Annotated in this window: 13 protein-coding genes and 1 pseudogene; 11 read left to right on the forward strand and 3 right to left on the reverse strand. The window is 36.8% G+C overall.

Annotation, left to right across the window (positions count from 1 at the left end; genetic code table 11):
• Positions 1–60 precede the first annotated feature (60 nt).
• The 8 genes from DW650_RS18450 (at position 61) to DW650_RS18485 (ending at position 7,539) form a co-directional block, all read left to right on the forward strand.
• The gene (locus tag DW650_RS18450) at positions 61–378 is read left to right on the forward strand and encodes a three component ABC system middle component (protein ID WP_147403025.1); all 318 of its coding nucleotides are present in this window, start codon (positions 61–63) and stop codon (positions 376–378) included.
• A complete protein-coding gene (locus tag DW650_RS18455) occupies positions 378–2,297 on the forward strand; it encodes a DUF3732 domain-containing protein (protein WP_118210790.1) in 1,920 nt (639 codons plus the stop codon). The genes DW650_RS18450 and DW650_RS18455 overlap by 1 nt, the downstream gene beginning before the upstream one ends.
• 599 nt (positions 2,298–2,896) lie before the next feature.
• Entirely contained in the window at positions 2,897–3,610 is a 714-nt protein-coding gene (locus DW650_RS18460) for a lantibiotic protection ABC transporter ATP-binding protein (RefSeq protein WP_044999424.1), read from the forward strand.
• On the forward strand, positions 3,603–4,334 hold the full coding sequence (locus DW650_RS18465; RefSeq protein ID WP_004853398.1) for a lantibiotic immunity ABC transporter MutE/EpiE family permease subunit: 732 nt from the start codon (positions 3,603–3,605) through the stop codon (positions 4,332–4,334). Before DW650_RS18460 ends, DW650_RS18465 begins: the two co-directional genes overlap by 8 nt.
• Position 4,335: 1 nt before the next feature.
• Positions 4,336–5,076, forward strand: a complete 741-nt coding sequence (locus DW650_RS18470; protein WP_005330844.1) for a lantibiotic immunity ABC transporter MutG family permease subunit — start codon at positions 4,336–4,338, stop codon at positions 5,074–5,076.
• A 14-nt stretch (positions 5,077–5,090) separates the two neighbouring features.
• Positions 5,091–5,753: a response regulator transcription factor gene (locus DW650_RS18475; RefSeq protein WP_118210791.1), complete on the forward strand. Its 663-nt coding sequence runs from the start codon at positions 5,091–5,093 to the stop codon at positions 5,751–5,753.
• The gene (locus DW650_RS18480; protein ID WP_118210792.1) at positions 5,741–7,117 is read left to right on the forward strand and encodes a sensor histidine kinase; all 1,377 of its coding nucleotides are present in this window, start codon (positions 5,741–5,743) and stop codon (positions 7,115–7,117) included. Before DW650_RS18475 ends, DW650_RS18480 begins: the two co-directional genes overlap by 13 nt.
• 107 nt (positions 7,118–7,224) lie before the next feature.
• Positions 7,225–7,539 carry a hypothetical protein gene (locus DW650_RS18485; protein ID WP_117920244.1) on the forward strand — a complete coding sequence of 105 codons (315 nt, stop codon included), beginning with the start codon at positions 7,225–7,227 and terminating at the stop codon, positions 7,537–7,539.
• A 77-nt stretch (positions 7,540–7,616) separates the two neighbouring features.
• Here the strand turns inward: DW650_RS18485 and DW650_RS18490 are convergent, their stop codons facing one another.
• Positions 7,617–8,459: a helix-turn-helix domain-containing protein gene (locus DW650_RS18490; RefSeq protein ID WP_118210793.1), complete on the reverse strand. Its 843-nt coding sequence runs from the start codon at positions 8,457–8,459 to the stop codon at positions 7,617–7,619.
• 170 nt (positions 8,460–8,629) lie between these two features.
• Between DW650_RS18490 and DW650_RS18495 the strand changes: the two genes are divergently transcribed.
• Genes DW650_RS18495 through bilR form a run of 3 tightly spaced genes read left to right on the forward strand, consistent with a single transcriptional unit; the run spans position 8,630 to position 12,750 of the window.
• Entirely contained in the window at positions 8,630–10,009 is a 1,380-nt protein-coding gene (locus DW650_RS18495; protein ID WP_006858441.1) for an MFS transporter, read from the forward strand.
• A 24-nt stretch (positions 10,010–10,033) separates the two neighbouring features.
• Entirely contained in the window at positions 10,034–10,786 is a 753-nt protein-coding gene (locus tag DW650_RS18500; RefSeq protein ID WP_006858440.1) for an alpha/beta hydrolase, read from the forward strand.
• A 29-nt stretch (positions 10,787–10,815) separates the two neighbouring features.
• Positions 10,816–12,750, forward strand: coding sequence for a bilirubin reductase, long form (bilR, locus tag DW650_RS18505; protein ID WP_118210794.1), 1,935 nt, complete (start codon positions 10,816–10,818; stop codon positions 12,748–12,750).
• 364 nt (positions 12,751–13,114) lie between these two features.
• On the opposite strand, the gene DW650_RS18510 is transcribed toward bilR, so the two are convergent.
• Entirely contained in the window at positions 13,115–14,410 is a 1,296-nt protein-coding gene (locus DW650_RS18510) for a tyrosine-type recombinase/integrase (RefSeq protein WP_003505396.1), read from the reverse strand.
• Positions 14,411–14,496: 86 nt separating this feature from the next.
• Positions 14,497–14,880, reverse strand: a pseudogene (locus tag DW650_RS18515) (helix-turn-helix domain-containing protein); the annotation flags it as partial.
• Positions 14,881–14,937: the final 57 nt, after the last annotated feature.

The raw sequence follows: 14,937 nt of genomic DNA on the forward strand, positions 1-14,937 counted from the left end.
TCTGTCACTTTTTAATTAAAGTGGCAGATATACTAAATTTCAATGATACAGTATACTAGGATGAATATAAATAGTCGAACTCAATTGCTGGTATGGATTCAGCGATATCCGCAATTGTTGATTGACTTTCCCAAAAGAGCAAGAGAATTAGTCCCAATAACAAATGAATCTGTTGAATTTCTCCTTCAAACAGGAAAAATCCGTTTGACAGAAAATGGAGAATTGGAGATATCATCAACTTCAAGAATTCTAAGTAAAACAAAATTTGTTGATGAAGAAATTTCAGATTGTCTTAAAAAAGGGGAACATATTGCTAAGTGGTTTGCGTTAGCGGGAAAAGTTGAAACAATATATATCGAGTTGGGGGTGAGACCATAATGCAGATACGTGAGTTGGTGATTTATGGTTATAATGGAAAGGTGCGCCACTTGCCTTTTGAATTGGGAAAGGTAAATATTATTACTGGTAAATCTAAATCAGGAAAATCAGTAGTAGGTGATATTATTGACTATTGCTTGGGTGGTGAATCTTGTAATATTGCAGACGGAGTAGTCCGTGACAATGTTGCATGGTATGGTTTGTTGTTGCAATTTGAACATGAGCGTGTATTTGTGGCACGTAAAAATCCAGATAAGGGTCAACAAACAACAGGATTTTGTTATATTGAAGTAGGAGAAAAAATCGAAGTTCCTAAAGTATGTGATTTTGTTTCTAATACAAATGTATCAGGAATTGAAGAAGAACTGACTAAGCGAATTGGAATTTCAGAAAATTTATATACACCGCCTGAGGGGCAGAGTAGATTACCGTTAGCAGCGAATATAAGACATGCACTATATTATTGCTTTCAGGGACAAGATGAAATTGCAGCAAAGAACTTTTTGTTTCATCATCAGTCAGATGATTTCATTACACAAGCTATAAAAGATACTAGTGCTTATTTTCTAGGAGCCATTAGTGAAGAGGCTTTAGCTATGGAAAATGAACGAAGTATACTTAAACGTAGATTGATACTTGAAAAACGTAAGCTTGAAGAAAATCGAAATTTAATGGGAGGTGGTTCAGACCGAGCAATTTCATTAATTGCTGAAGCTCGTCAAGTTGGTCTTCTTGATGAAAAAGTACAGATAGATTATCAGAATTATCAGGAGATGTTTTCTATTCTACAAGCTACTATGAATTGGACGCCCAATAATGTAGTACATAGTGATGGAATGGATCGGCTTACCTTTTTACAAAGTAGACTTCAAGAAATGAGAGATGAGTTTAGTGAGATAGGGATTAATATTGATAATGCTAAAAAGTTTATTGGAGAAACCACAGGATATTTTAGTGAAGCACAACACCAGAAGATGCGACTTGAATCAATAGGACTTTTTGAGCAATTAGATTTTAATCCAGATAAATGTCCATTATGTTCGGGGGTATTAGAGCAACCACTTCCTAGTGTAGAAATGATAAAGGCTTCTATTGTCAATTTGGATAAGTCAATAGCAAATGTAACACGTGAGCAACCGAAGCTTCGGTTATATATTGATAATTTGGAGCAAGAACGGGAAAATAAACGTGAAGAAATTAGATTGTTAGAAGCAGAAATTGATGGAATATATCAGCAAGAAGAAGAACGAATACGATTACGGGATATAAATGCACGAAGAGGTAAAGTTGTTGGACGAATTAGTCTTTGGGTTGAAAGTGTTAAAAATGATACAGAGTCAGAAAAACAAGAACAAATTGTAAAAAAGATTGAGAAGTGCATAGAAGAGATTGATAATATTCTTGATAGAGAATCTGTGGAAGAACGCAAACAGTCAGCACTTTCAAGAATACAAGAGGATATGACAAAATGGGCTAAGGAGTTGCAATTAGAACATTGTGACAATCCATATAGATTGGATATGAATAAGGTAACGGTTGTTGTAGATAAGCCAGAAAGACCTGTGCCACTCAAGCAATTGGGAAGCGGTTCGAACTGGGTGGGTGTTCATCTTATTTCATATTTTGCATTGCAGCATTTTTTTATCAATGCCAATCGCCCTGTTCCAAGATTTTTATTTCTTGACCAGCCATCCCAAGTTTATTTTCCATCTGAAATGGATGAAAAACAGATAGATTGGAATGAAGTTGACAAAATGTATCAGTTTATTATTAATCGTACAAATGAAGCTAAAGGAAAACTACAAGTAATCATTGTTGATCATGCAGACTTGAAAGATGATTTTTTTAGAAAATTTGTCTGTGAGGATTGGTGGTCAAGTGATGATAATCTTGTACCAAGGGACTGGTACAACAATTAATTACCTCAATGACAAGCTGAGTGATTATATTTTATTCATAAAATGATGCTGTAAAACATGGATTCTGATAATATATGAGTAGCGTTGGTGCAGCATCTCCCTGTTTAAGGATGTAGTGGTGCATCGGATTGTTATGATAGCAGGTGTCAAACTTTGGTCGGGGAGATACCTGCTATTCTTGTAACTTTGATATGATAACACAAGAAGGTACCGGTTCAAACACTCTGCTGTAAAAAACATCAGAATATCTGAGTCAGTACCTTCATTTAATTTGACTGATATAAGAATGATTTGGAGCACCAAGGGCGCTGGATAACAGCTGAGGAGACAGACGAACATCATAAAATCTTCGTAGAACAGGTGGAAGATGAATATTATGTGCAGATTGAGCACGATATGACAAAGCAGCATTCGTATTTGTAACAGCTTTGCTGATTTCAGTGGAAAGCCGAGTTCTGATAATGATATTCAATTGATGGTTTATTCCATACGAGAATAAAAATAGAGTAGACGAATTATTTAGCAATCTTCATCAAATCTTTATTTTTTTCTGTTAGGTTATATTTCAGTAAGAAATGAAATATGGAAGGATAGTAAAGATGGAAATGATGTTGCAGACACAAAATTTGTGTAAATATTTTAGAAAGCAGAAAGCGGTAAATAATGTTTCACTTAATATAGAAAAGAAACAGATTTATGGACTGCTTGGACCGAATGGTGCGGGAAAATCTACCACATTGAAAATGTTGACTGGTATGATGAAACCAACTGCAGGAAAGATTTACTTTGATGGAAAACTTTTGGATAGGAAAGATTTATCAAAAATAGGAGCGTTAATTGAAAATCCGCCTATTTATGAAAATCTTTCCGCCAGAGAGAATTTGAAGGTAAGACAATTATTGCTTGGTACAGATGAAAACAGAATTGATGAGGTCTTGCAGATTGTATCACTTACAAACACCGGAAAGAAGAAAGCAGGACAGTTTTCTTTGGGAATGAAGCAAAGACTAGGCATTGCAATGGCATTGCTTGGAGAACCGGAACTTTTGATATTGGATGAACCTACGAATGGATTAGATCCAATAGGCATCGAGGAATTACGAGAGCTGATCCGGTCTTTTCCGGAACAGGGAATCACTGTAATTCTCTCCAGTCATATTCTCTCAGAGGTACAGTTACTTGCAGATAAAGTCGGGATTATTTCAGGTGGAATCTTAGGATACGAAGGAGCATTAAAGCAGGGGGATAATCTTGAAGATTTGTTTATGAATGTGGTAAGAAAAAACCAGAAAGCAGGTGAAATCCATGGTTAATATTATAAAAGCAGAACATCAAAAAGCCAAAAGAACCATGCGAAAAAAGTTTATCTGGGGATTTCCTCTTCTTACGTTTGTCATGGCATTTATATTTACTCTTGGGATGACAAATGCTTATGCAGAAAGTGTTTGGAACTGGTGGTATACACTTTTGCTGCCGGGGATGATTGCTCTATTTTGTTATCTTTCTGTGGCGCAGGAGAAAAAGATAAAATACTATCATTTAATGACTATTCCCACAGACAGAAGAAAATTGTTGCTGGGGAAAATTATTTATATTGGGTACATGATTTTGTTTTCTAATGTGATTGTGTTTGCAGGAGCAACGCTTGGAGGCTTTCTTCTAACGACACATGTTCCAGTTGGAGGAGCGTTGATTGCAGTATTGTTTCTGACGGTTTCTGAGTTATGGGAGATTCCGGTAGCTTTATTTTTAAGTGAACGATTTGGAATGATTGTAAACCTGTTCGTCTGCCTGTTTATTACCGTCAGCGGTGTGGTAATATCACAAACCAGAATCTGGTATGTACTTGTTTCTGCAATCCCTATGCGAATGATGTGCCCGTTGCTTCATGTTTTACCAAATGGACTTGCCGCAGAAGCAGGGAATCCTCTTTTGGATACGGGAGTCATTGTTCCGGGAATGTGTCTCTCAATCATCTGGTTTGTTTTTGTAACGGTTCTGTTTTTGAAATGGTTTGAGAGAAGAGAGGTGAAATAAGATGATTGGAAGATCTCTTAATGCAGACTTGCGAAAGATGAAAGGAACATCTGTGATTCTGGCACACTTACTGATTCCGATTATAACCAGCGTTATATTTTTAATATATTATTTTTTTTCACCATGGAATGAAAATATGAAAGTGATTGCATTTTATCAGGCAATAGGAGCAGGACTTCCGGTACTTATTGGAATTTTTACAGCAAGTGTGATGGAACAGGAACAAAATGCAGGTGATTTTCAAAATCTGTTGTCTTTACCGGATAAACCTGCAGCATTTTTATCGAAACTGTTGATGCTACTGGTTTTGTGTCTGTGCTCTATCCTATTGACAGCAATCATATTCGGAATTGGATTTGGAAGAATCGCATCAAGCGATATCGAAATCATGAAAGGATGTATATTTGCAGCATTGCTGCTGTGGGGAAGCAGTGTTCCACTTTATCTGTGGCAGCTGATTCTGGCTTTTCAGTTTGGAAAAGGGGTATCCATTGGAGCAGGGATTATATCAGGACTAATTAGTGCATTGATGCTTACCGGACTTGGAGATTATGTGTGGAAATATGTATTTGTCTGCTGGACGGGTAGAGTACCATATACTTATCTGCAATCTGTATTGGGAGAAACTAGTGTAGGTGAATGGTTGTCATTCATACCAGGTTGCTTAATATTTACAGGGATTAGTATGGTATACTATTTTTGGTGGGTAAACCACTGGGAAGGAAACAGAATATCGGAATAGAATCGAGGGAAACTATGGCAAAAATACTGGTAGTTGATGATGAACCGGCAATTTTGGAAATGATAGAAAGCATTTTGAATAAGGATGGACATCTGGTTACCAAAGTAAGTAATCCACTAAAAATTAATATGGAAGAATTACATCGTTATGACCTGATTTTACTGGACATTATGATGCCTGGAATTGATGGCTTCGAATTATGCAAAAGAATCAGGGCACTTGTGGATTGTCCGATTTTGTTTCTTACGGCAAAAACGGAGGAAAACAGTCTGGTAAACGGACTTTCTTTAGGAGCAGATGATTATATTTCAAAGCCATTTGGAGTGATGGAACTTCGGGCAAGGATCAATGCACATCTTAGAAGAGAGCACAGGGAACATTCTGTCCGGATGGTTTTGGGGAGGGTCTGTATTCAAATATCTCAAAAGAAACTATTGGTTGATGATAAGGAACTTCCTCTTACGAAAGCGGAGTACGAAATTTGTGAATTCCTGGCTAAAAACAGGGGACAGGTTTTCTCGAAAGAACAGATTTTAGAAGAGGTCTTTGGTTTTGACAGTGAGAGTAATGACAGTACCATTATCACGCATATCAAAAATATAAGAGCAAAATTTGCGGATTATGATTATACACCGATAAAAACAGTCTGGGGGATTGGATATAAATGGGAAGAGTAAAGAGAAGCAATGCACTCAGCTGGATTTTTATGAGATATGTACTGGTCATGCTTGGATCATTAGTAGGTTTGGTGATTGTTGCTTGGCTGCTGCTGTACCTTTTGATTAGTGTGGGCTGTATCTATCCGGCGAATTATGCAGAGCAAAAGATTAATGAAGCATATGATACGATTTTACGTGCGGATAAAGTAACTGCTGAGATGATTCCTGCACTTTGTGATTATGTAATCTTTTCAGAGAATGGAGAGAAAATAGGTGGAGATCTGTCAGAACAATACGAACAGATAGCATGGAATGTTGCAAAGTACGGAAACGCATCCGGGAAATATTTTTATAAAGTAATTGTAAGGGAAAATGAATATGTTGTATTGCAATATCGCCTGACACCTCAATATCATTCAGCTTTTTTGAGGGAGCATTTTATAGGACCACAGAATGTGATGAGTATTATGTCAGTGATTGGAGCGGTAGCGATTATCATCATTCCGTCCATACGTTTTGGAAAAAGAATCAAAAAGCAGATGCAGCCTGTATTAGACGCAATCAGACAAATAAAGGATCAAAATCTGGAATATGAGACATCCTGTTCCGGTATCAAAGAGTTTGATGACTGTTTATCGGCAATCGATGATATGCGAGATGCATTGCGAGAATCTTTAGAAAAGCAGTGGAAAACAGAGCAGGAAAAGAAACAACAGATGTCTGCTTTGGCGCATGATATTAAAACACCTCTTACGATTGTACGGGGAAATGCAGAACTACTTTCAGAGACTGAACTGACCACAGAACAGAAGAATAATATCACTTATGTTTTGAACGGCACAACACAGATACAAAGTTATGTAAAACAGTTGATAGATGTCACAAAATCATGGAATTGCAGTGATGTTACCTATACAACGGTGAGGTTAGAAGATTTTTTCGCAGATATAAAGGAACAGGCACTCGGACTGGTAGAAATCTATCACCAGAAAATAGATTGGAAGGCGGGACAAAGTGATAAAAAGGTAACGATTGCTTATGATCCAATGTTCCGGGCCGTAATGAATATGATTCAGAATGCAGTGGAGCATACAAAAGAAAATGGAATCATTTATATTGACGCAAAGGAGCAGGATGGCCGGCTGACATTCATTGTGGAGGATAGCGGATCAGGATTTACAAAAGAAGCATTATTGCATGGCACAGAGCAGTTTTTTATGGATGACACAAGTAGAAATGGCGAAGCCCATTATGGGATGGGACTATTTTTTGCAAAAACTGTGGCTGAAAAATATGGCGGAGGGATTAAACTTTCAAATTCTGAAAATACAGGTGGGGCGAGGGTAGAAATATTTTTCCTGAGTAGTCAGGAAACAAGATAAATAGACCGCAATTAAGCTATGTAAAAGAAGAATAAGACTGAAGCGGCATATCAATTGATGAATGCACTAGATATAGTCGTACCAGACTACATTGAGAGGGCTATAAGATGGATAAAAAGTTAATGCTAGCAGTGGCTGGTGCTGGGAAAACAACTTACATAATAAATAAGGTTTGCACGGAATACAGAAAGGTTTTAGTCATTACATATACGGATGCAAATTATAATAATATTATTTTCAAATTGCGTGAGCAAAATGACGAAGTGATTCCAGATGGAATCATTGTTTATAAGTATTTTACATTCCTTTATCGATTTTGCTATAAACCATTGCAGAAAATTATATGCAACAGTATGATTCGTTTTGTTGCTCCAATTATGATGTTTGTATTATTCTTACAGTCTACAGGAATTTTACACTAGAAACCACCTATGTGTTCGTTCATATTTTAAGCCCGCTTAATTGCGGGCTTATTTGCTTTATTCTACAAACACAATCATTACTTTTCATTCCTGTCAATCTGTAAATTATTGTAATATTGCATTGGAGTAACACCATATTCTTTCTTAAATGCTCTAAAAAAATGATTATACCCTCCAAATCCACCAAGCGCATATACCTCGCGAATACTTTTCCCCTGCTCTATATAATGGCGGCATAAATCAAGTCTGCTCTTTACAATGTATGAATGAGGTGTCTCACCTGTCATTTTTTTAAACTCTCTTACTATATGATAACGGCTTACATAAAATTCATTTTCCAAGCGCTCCAACGAGATATCTTCTGTCAAATGTTCTCTGATATAAATAAAGATATCATCCATTACAACGTGTTTTTTCTTATTCGTCTTAATCTGTACATCCTCCTGAACAGATGAGCGAAGTGCAAGTACAAGAATCATAGTTAATAGGCTTTTCTCGTATAATGAGCGGGCAAATTTAGGCGGCTCATTATTCATCGAATAGAGCTTTTTGGATATATTCTTTATAAGCATAGCCGATTCACTCTCAGAATGAACAATCTTAACTTGATACGGAACAAAATCAAACGCTTCATCAAGTCTTGTTTCTTCATCTGATAATTTCCTTAAAAGTTCTCCACCTATATAAAGAACATAAACTTCAAGAGGATACTTATTTTTACGATATTCAAGCTTTACTTTATTACCTGGCTTAATAAATATCAAATCCTCCATAGTACATACAATATTATCATCCTCCTGGTGCATATACCCTATCCCACCAGCTATAAATACAATTGTATAGCTCTTCTTTTGCCCAAAGCTTCGCTGGGTACTATCCAATATTTTCAAATATTCCATTTTGTAGCCTTGCTTTTTCATATGTCTATTTTGCACACTTTCCTATTATATTTTTTGTTCATTTTGTCAAAATATACAATATATCAATTTTTCGTAGTTTGCAAGCAATATTTGTATATGGATATCAGCATAACCACAATATAATAAGATTGTAGCTACCAAAACAATATAAATTTGAGAGGTAAATTATCATGAAAGAAACAAGACCTTTTTCCATGAAGGACAAAATTGGTTACACTCTTGGCGATTTGGGATGTTGCTGTACTGAGCAGTTCCGTGCCATGTATCTTGCTATTTTTTATACACTGGTATTAAAAGTTAATCCAGTACACGTAGGAATCCTTATGCTTATTACAAAGTTTTGGGATGCTATAAATGACCCTTTAATTGGTGCACTTGTTGATAGCCACAAAAACAAAGGAAAAGGAAAATTTATTCCTTGGATTAAATTCTTTGCTTTTCCAACTGCAGTACTCTGTATATTAGGATTTGTTAACGTAAGCAATTTCGCTTATGGTGCACGTATTGCTTATATGTTCATTACATATATTGTTTACGAAATTATGTACACATGTGTCAGCGTTCCATTTGGTAGTCTTTCAAGTGTAATGACTGATGATGTTAACCAACGTACTGACCTTTCTCGTTTCAGAAGTCTTGGTGGTACAATTTTTATGACAGTTATCGTTATTGCTGGACCATTATTCTTATATAAAGATAACCAGCCAGTACCTAGCCATTTCCTTATTATGTCAGCAATCTGTGCAGTTATTGGATTAATCTGTCTTATGTTTACATCTCATTGGTGTAAAGAGCGTATTATTACAGAGCCAGTTGTTGAGAAAAAAGAAAAGCTTAACTACTTCCAGGTAATTAAAGATATTACTAAAAACAAAGCATTACTCGGAGTTATGTTATCAAGCTTTATCGGTATTGTTGGAGCAGGTATGGTTAACGGATTAAATACTTATTTATTCCGCGATTATTTTGGAAATGTTGCCATCATGGCAGTTTCAGGTATGTTAAGTGTAATCTGGTCACTTATTGCATTCGTAGGCACAAAATTTGTTGCTAAGAAATTTGGAAAGAAAGAATGGATTATGTACAGTGCAACTTTCTCAGTTGTTGTTTATGCTATTTTATTCTTCTTCCCACTTGAAAATCCTATGCTCTTTATTATCATCAACGGAATCTGCTATCTTGGAGTAAGTGGTTTCCAAGTATTAGTTTGGGCACTTGTAAATGATGCAATTGATTATCAGGAACTTCAGACAGGAAAACGTAATGAAGGAATTGTATACTCAGCATATACATTTTTCCGTAAACTTGCTAATGCTGTATCAGGAAGTATGAGTAGTTTTGCACTTGCAATTGCTGGATTCCAGGTTAATGAAGCTGTCCAGAATGAAGCATTCTCAGGACGTCTTTGGAAAACATATACAGGTTTATATGTTGTAGGATATTTATTAGCTGTTCTGGTATTAAAATTTATCTACCCTCTTACAAAAGAGAAAACAGCTGAAATGTTACAGGATTTAGCTGACAAGCGAAATGCTGCTACTGCAGAATAAAATTAGAAACGGAGGTATTTTAAATTGACAAAACAAGTAGAAATCACAAACCGTGATGGACACATCTTACGCGGAATAGTTAACATTCCAGAAGATGGCACAAGATTTCCTGCTATTGTAAATGTACATGGCTTTACAGGGAATAAAAGCGGTTACAAAAGTATTTATACTCACACAGCCAGATTCTTAGCTGAACATGGATTTGCCAGTGTCCGTTTTGATTTATACGGAAATGGTGAAAGTGATGGTGAATTCGAGGACATGACCTTTACAGGTATCCTACACGATATCGAGGATATTATAAACTGGACTAAAACACAAGATTTTGCCAATCCAGATAAGATTATCTTATCTGGTCAGAGTATGGGAGGATACGCAGCTGCTACTGCAGCTCCTATTGTTAATCCTTATGCTCTCATGCTTATGTGTCCAGGTGCTGGAATGTGGTTTGGATGTAAGGATCGTGCTGAAGCCATGGAAGCTCAGGGAATCACCAAAGCCGATATTGAAGGACTCACTTTCCCAACATCCTTTAATCATGATTTATTTAATTATGAGCCATTCTCGTCAGCAGAAGGATACAACGGACCAGTCCTCCTTATAAGAGGAACTGCAGATGATTTGGTAGATGATGCAACATGCCATAGATATGAGTCACTTTACAATGGAAAATGCAATTATAAAACGATTGAAGGCGCTAACCACAATTTTGCCAGTGCTTTTGCAAGAGCAGAATTAGACAAATTAATGTTAGAGTTTTTAACACCACTTAAATAGTATATTCACTTTGAAAGGAAGTATGAACAATGAAATTATTAGAGCCTATAAAAGTTGGAAATATTGAGTTTAAAAACCGTATTATGTTCCCACCACTTACAACAGGATATGAGGAAAAAGATGGTTCAATTGGAGAACAAAGTTTTCGTTTTTACGAGCGTCTCGCAAAAGGCGGTGTCGGATATATAGTAATTGGAGATGTTGCACCACTTCCAACATTCTCTCCTACACCAAAGCTTTATTCACCTGAGCAGGTTCAAAGCTTCAAAAAACTTGCTGACGCATGTCATGAAAATGGTGCAAAGCTTGGAATTCAGTTATTCCATCCTGACTACAATGTCAAAGCTTTAAACGATATGTTCCATCAGGGCAAAATGCAGGAAGCAAGAGCTAAACTTCACCATGATATGCAGCACTTTGTAAATGAAGTAACTGCAGAAGAACTTGATGAAATAATAAAGCATATGGAAAACTGTGCTATCTTAGCACACGAAGCTGGTGTTGATTGTATTGAAATACATGGAGACCGTCTTGTTGGTTCTCTCTGCTCTCCTATTTTAAATCATAGAACTGATGAATATGGCGGTGACCTGGCTAATCGTACACGTTTTGCATTAACACTTGTAAAAAGATTAAAAACAATCGTACCTGACATGGTTATCGACTACAAGCTTCCTATAGTTACTCCTCTTGGAGAAAATAGTTTTAGAGGAAAAGGTGGTCTTCCATTAGATGAGGCTTGCATTTTTGCAAAAGAATTAGAAGCTTGCGGTGTTGACACATTACATGTTGCACAGGCTAACCATACAGGAAATATGGGTGATACAATCCCTGCCATGGGAACACAGCCATACGGATTTATGGTTTCTTATTCTAAAAAAATAAAAGAGCTTGTATCTATTCCTGTATCTGTAGTAGGCCGTATCGTTACACCAGAAGCTGCCGAAGCAGTTATTGCAAATGGTTCTGCTGATATCATTGGATTAGGTCGTTCTCTTCTCACAGACCCTGACTTTGCAAACAAATGCGCAGATGGACATTGCTGTAATGTTAGAACATGTATGATGTGCAATAAGGGATGTACAGATAATATTCAGAATCGTGCTTTCTTAAGTTGTGTACTTAATGCTGAAAACGGTTACGAAGCAACACGACATATAACTCCTGCAGCATCATCAAAGAAAATAGCTATTATTGGTGCTGGTATTGCTGGACTTGAAGCTGCACGTGTTGCTGCATTAAGAGGTCATAGTGTAACCATTTTTGAGAAATCACTTCAGATTGGTGGTCAGTTACTTATTGCTAGTGTACCTCCAAGAAAAGAAGAAATGATGAGAAGTATTAATTATTATGCAAATGTACTTCCTGAATTAGATGTTACATTCAGGCTAGGTGAAGAATTCACATCACAGGATTATAATTCATTCGATGAAGTAATTGTGGCAACAGGTGCAAACAACGCAATAATCCCTGTTCCTGGCAAAGATCTTCCAACTGTTACAAGTGCATGGGATGTGCTTGCCAAGAAAGAAATCGTATTCGGTAATGTTTCTGTAATCGGTGGTGGTCTTGTAGGTGTTGAGACAGCTGAATATCTGGCTTCACGTGGATGTAAGGTTACAATTATTGAAATGATGGACCAGATTGCAAAAGAAGAAAGCAACACTGTTCTACCTACTCTAATGAGTGAATTAGAGCATTATAATGTTCAAATAGTAACATCTGCAAAATTATCAGAAATCAAAGATGATTCTGTAGTTGTTGAAAAAACAATAGACGACAATACATCAACAGAAGAAATTGCTTCAGACTTTGTTGTAATGGCTGTTGGTGCAAGAAAGAACCTTCCAGAGCTTTCTGATTGTCCTCTCCCACTTCACTATATTGGTGATTGTGCTGGAGAACGTCCAAGTAATATTGATCATGCTATTAAATCAGCATATGATGTGGCATGTGAAATATAAATTATTAATTATCCCATTACCACAAAATCCATGTTCCAATTTAAGGAACATGGATTTTTATTATAATATATTTAAATATTATTGTTTAAAGTTCGTAAACGCTCCATACGTTTACATTCCGTCTTTATCGTTTTCTCAATCGGAATTTGAGGAAAAGAAGAATGGAAGATAAAAAAATATTACTCGATAATATTAGCTCCAAAACCGAAAAAGAAGAAATAAACAAATTCTAGTTTGCCGAAATATATTTCTAACTTTCCCTATTTTACAGGCTTTCCAGCCTGTGCATTAGCGAAACGATATGTATTTTCCCTTATTTTTGCCCTTATGAGATAATCGTAAGGGAAATAAGGGAAAGTTTTATTTAGTCATTGCCTGCCACTTTATCAAGTAACCTTGCAGATTCCCGCTTGGCTTTTCTTGTAGAGTGTGCATAGACATTCATGGTGGTACTGACATCTGAGTGCCCTAACAGTTCCTGCACATCCTTTGGTGCTGCTCCATTTGCCAGAAGGTTGCTTGTGTAGGTGTGTCGCAACTGGTGAAAATGAAATCCTTCAAATCCATCCAGTTTCTGAGCAATCTTCCTGCAAACAATTCCTAACGTGCTTGGCAGTTCCAAACTTCCATCCGGTCTTAAGCAGACAAAGGATATTTCCTTATAATCTTCTGGAACATTCTCTGTTCCGTCCAGATGATAGAACTCATAGTAAACTCTGTTTTTGTCTTTTACTTCTCTGTAGTAGTTTTTATGGTAAAGTTCTCCGTACTGCATTCGGTTTTTAAGTTGTTCCTTTCGGGCATTGCGAAGAATCTCTGCCAGTGTATCTCCAAAATCAACAATCCTTACCTTTTTTCGTTTGGTTGGTCCGATGATATTCTTGTGCCTTGAACCATCATATCGGATACTGCGTCTGATTGTAAGGCACTGTTCTTCAAGATTCACATCCTGCCATGCCAGACCACAGGCTTCACCGATACGAAGTCCTGCATAATAAGCTATCTGGATTGGAAGTATTGCCGGTGGATTGTAATTCTGTAGAAATTCAATCAGTCTTTCATAATCCTCTCGTGGAATTGGCTGTATATCGCCATCCATGTCATCATCGGAAAACAGGTCAACCTCATCCGTCTGGTATTTCAGCTTAATATACTGCATCGGATTGAAAGTGATATATTGCTTTGGTGATACTGCAAATCGGAATGACTGCTGTAATACTGCCGAGAAAGAACGAATGTAATCTTTGCTATAACCTTTTCTTTCTGAACCATCTGGATAAGTGCCACCAAAGGAAAGCAGATCGAAGAAGGCTTGTAAATGCTCAGATGTTACATTTTTCAACTTTCTCTCTGAAATTGGATGCTTCTTGATGTTGGTAATGGCACCGAGGTAATTCTGGACTGTCCCATTACTGAGCGTACCGGTCTTTAATTCTTCCTCTGCCCATATATCAAGTAATTCTCCAATTGTAATATTTTCCGACTTTGCAATGAATTTTTTGCTTTCGTAATCGTCCATTGCCTGACGGAGCAGTTTTTCCGTTTCACTTTTACTTTCTGTTCCAGCGTATTCTTTCTGAACCAGATTGCCGCTTGCATCTTCTACATAGAAGCGGTAGTACCATTTCTTTCCTTTTTTTCTTACAGATCCTTTTGCCATAATCGTGTGTCTCCTTTCGATATCAGACAATCGGAACTGATGAAATGCTTCTTGCGTGTAAGTATATCATAACTCCGGTTGTCGTTCTATACCGAATCGGAATCCTCATACAAAACTTCTGATAAAAGATTTTCAAGCCTTTGTTCTGCCATTTCTGGTTTCTTGGAATAAAGCCTTACGATATCTGCCATGTCGTTAAAGACATTAACAGTGTGGGTGATCTCCCGGAGAAACATAATCTCGTTATATTCATCATTCGATTCAAACCCCATTACTTTTGCAATATCAGCTTCATTCGTGTTGCCCTTGTAATTCTTGCAGGCAAACTGGAATGATTCCAGAAACAGGTTATATTGCTTTAACATCAACAGCAGTAAATCTTTGGAAAAAGCATCTTCCTTTTTACTAAGGTCGAGAGGTAACTGTTTGAGAATATCGCCCATTGCATCACGAATCTGTAATTCTTTCTTACTTTATAGGAAAGTTCTAACTTTGGGATTGCTAGATATGAAAAGTGCCCGCAAGTT

Origin of the sequence: Roseburia sp. AM23-20 (assembly GCF_003470905.1) — a bacterium.
In the GTDB taxonomy this organism is placed as follows: Bacteria; Bacillota; Clostridia; order Lachnospirales; family Lachnospiraceae; genus Roseburia; species Roseburia rectibacter.